The sequence below is a fragment of the Arachidicoccus sp. genome (assembly GCF_050436765.1).
GTDB lineage: Bacteria > Bacteroidota > Bacteroidia > Chitinophagales > Chitinophagaceae > Arachidicoccus.
Genome location: NZ_JBNQGD010000407.1, coordinates 1 through 3,111 on the forward strand (window position 1 = coordinate 1; position 3,111 = coordinate 3,111).

At 37.6% G+C, this 3,111-nt stretch carries 3 protein-coding genes; all 3 read right to left on the minus strand.

Annotated elements, in window-relative coordinates; all coding sequences use genetic code 11:
• Positions 1 to 30 precede the first annotated feature (30 nt).
• Complete coding sequence (locus ACQR30_RS16910) at positions 31 to 2,421, minus strand: ATP-dependent helicase (protein ID WP_429736950.1); 2,391 nt, start codon at positions 2,419 to 2,421, stop codon at positions 31 to 33.
• 130 nt (positions 2,422 to 2,551) lie between these two features.
• Positions 2,552 to 2,938 carry a hypothetical protein gene (locus ACQR30_RS16915; RefSeq protein ID WP_429736952.1) on the minus strand — a complete coding sequence of 129 codons (387 nt, stop codon included), beginning with the start codon at positions 2,936 to 2,938 and terminating at the stop codon, positions 2,552 to 2,554.
• Positions 2,916 to 3,111 (minus strand): hypothetical protein (locus ACQR30_RS16920; RefSeq protein WP_429736954.1); only part of this gene is annotated, 196 nt, incomplete at its 5' end. The genes ACQR30_RS16920 and ACQR30_RS16915, both read right to left, overlap by 23 nt.

Below are 3,111 nucleotides of genomic sequence, written 5' to 3' on the forward strand. Positions count from 1 at the left end.
AAGCTAACCCTTGACCCGCCTGAATGGATATTAATTTTCTAAAATACGCAATTTGGCATAATTCAGCATTATTTTCTTCTCTCCATTTAATTTAAAATGAACAGTTGCAATGCGGTTATGTGCTGCCCCTTCCATTTTGATAACAGTACCGAATCCGAATTTTAAATGCTCTACTTTATCTCCTTCAGCCAGATTACTTGTATCGCTGGGGGTAAAATCCGCTTGCGGTTTATGTTCTATTATTTTGGCCGTAACCGGCGGCTGAGAAGGCAAAGCACTCGGCTTAGTATTTAATTTTTTCGCAGGCGGTGGTCCATATCTTTTCTCTGCAGATTCTGAAATTCTATTGTCAAAATTGGAATTGCGCTGTTGAAAACCATTACTAAAATTATTTGCATTAAATGAATTGCCCGCAGAACTTTTGTCGACAAAAGATGGTGGCATTTCTTCGATAAAGCGGCTTGGATCATTTTGAACCAAATTGCCAAAACGGTAACGTGTATTGGCATATGTAAGCCATAGTTTTTCCTTGGCGCGTGTAATGGCTACATAGAATAAGCGCCTTTCTTCTTCCAGTTCTTCTCTTGTATTGATACTCATGCCACTGGGAAAAATACTTTCTTCCAACCCACCCACAAAAATTATAGGAAATTCTAATCCTTTTGCTGCGTGAATGGTCATAAGTTTTACTACGTCGGAATCTTCTTCATTTTTATCGGCGTCGGTAAGTAGTGTGATTTGTTGTAAATAAGTGCCAAGGGACATCGCATTCTTGGCCGTTTCGGTATCTGTATTTTCCAATAAGATTCCGTCTTCGTCAATCTGCGCAAGATTTTCTTGCTGATCGACCCATTCCCTGATAGAGTTGAGTAACTCCTGAACGTTTTCATAGCGTGCCAGACCCTCGGTGGACTTGTCGGTAAACAGTTCTTTTACCAAATTAGTATGTTTCCCTACTTGCATCGCGACTTCATAAGCATTATTTTCTTTTAATAGAGACTGAAAATAACGCACCATTATAACGAAGTTTTGAATCACTTCTAACGTATGTCCTTTAAAGCCAAACTCCTGGGCACGCGTTAACGCTTCCCAAAAAGTGAATCCTCCTTCGTTTGAAGCTGTCAATAGTTTTTCAGTAGTTGTTTTGCCGATTCCTCTGATAGGATAATTTATGATGCGCTTAAGGGCTTCTTCATCGCGTATATTAGCAATAACGCGTAAATAGGATACAAAATCTTTTATCTCTTTTCTTTGATAAAAACTAAGCCCGCCATATATTTTGTACGCGATACCTGCTCTTCTTAAATTCTCCTCAAAAGAACGGCTTTGTGCATTTGTACGATAAAGTATTGCAAAGTCTTTATTGTAATAATGATTGCGTAGCTTTTGTTCTTGAATGGTGGTGGCGACGTACTTTCCTTCATCATTATCTGTCATGGTACGCACGAGATTTATTTTTTCGCCATCTGCATTATCGGTCCATAAATCTTTTGGTATTTGATTCTTATTATTTTGAATAATGGTATTTGCTACATTTAAAATGCTTTTGGTGCTGCGATAGTTTTGTTCCAGCTTTACGATTGTTACGTCATCGTAATCTTTCTTAAAGAGTAAAATGTTTTCGATCGTTGCACCTCTAAAACTATAAATGCTTTGGGCATCGTCGCCCACGACACAAATGTTTTCGTGCGCGGCTGCCAATAATTTAGTGATTTGATATTGTACTGGATTTGTGTCCTGATACTCATCAATTAACACATATCTGAATTTATGCTGAAACTTGAGCAACACTTCGGGAAAGGTATGCAGCAGTTCATACATTTTAAGTAATAAATCATCAAAATCCATTGCCCCATTTTTAAAACAACGTGCGGTATAGGCCTTATAAATATTGGCAATGGCAGTCCTGTTGGACCGAATATCTTCTTGTTGTAAATAATAATCTTGTGCATATTCCAACGGGCCGATCAACGCATTTTTCGCTTGTGAAATACGACTGAGTACTACACTTGGCTTGTAATGTTTTTCGTCTAAATCCATTTCTTTTACGATTGCCTTTATGACACTTTTGCTATCATCCGAGTCGTATATTGAAAAATTGCTCGGATAGCCTAAACGATGCGCTTCGCCACGCAAGATGCGCGCAAATACACTGTGAAATGTGCCGATATATAAGTTACGTGCTTCATTACCACCCAACATTTTTTCGATACGTTCACGCATTTCAGCGGCGGCCTTGTTGGTAAATGTAAGTGCTAAAATATTGAAAGCATCTACGCCATTGGCCATTAAATGGGCAATACGTGTGGTAAGTACTTTTGTTTTGCCACTGCCGGCCCCGGCTACGATCATTAACGGGCCATTAATATGGGTGGCGGCTATATATTGTTTTTCGTTAAGTCCTTGTAAGTAATCTTGCATAAGGGGTGCAAGTTACTAAAATTGAAAAGCAAAAATGAAGATGTGGAAAATGAAACAAGCGTATTTGTAAAAACTTGAGATAAACTAAAAAGCATTGCGGACATAACTTAGTGATGATCCAGAAAATTTTCTAATATGTTGCTCTGTTCTTTTTGTCAAATAAACTAATAATGGCTTTCATAGCGCCCAGAAAACTAACTTGCCGTAAAGTTTCCACGATTCCTTTAGTGAAACCTCCCTTATGTTTTTTCCCTGCAATAATGGACGCAACAATGCCCCCAATTATAATTTGAATGGAATTGAAAGACTCATCGGTTATTTTTGTTTTTTTGAAAAAGGGAACAACGGAACTGAGAGAAGCCTGCAATGCCTGCTTTGGGATTTGAGTGGTGTCAAATTTTATTTCACTTTCTCTTGCTTTGATGCAGCGTTTTAATCTTAAAATTTCTGCATCTAAGTCATCCATATTATTAATAAAAGACAAGTCTCTGTTTTTATTTTTTAGCAGGTTCATCATTTTCTTCTGTTTTATCTAAAATAATATCAATAATACCTCCCATGAACTTACGCATAATTTTCTGGCGATATTTCACGACAAATACTAACGCGAGAATAAATAGTAGCGTAACCACACCAAAACCTGCATAATAATTATTGAATAAATCTCCGAGAAGGAAACCAACCATTATG

Excerpts from the sequence above, each read along its gene's own strand:
- ACQR30_RS16910 (WP_429736950.1), bottom strand. The coding sequence starts at position 2,421 with ATGCAAGATTACTTACAAGGACTTAACGAAAAACAATATATAGCCGCC.
- ACQR30_RS16915 (WP_429736952.1), bottom strand. The coding sequence starts at position 2,938 with ATGATGAACCTGCTAAAAAATAAAAACAGAGACTTGTCTTTTATTAAT.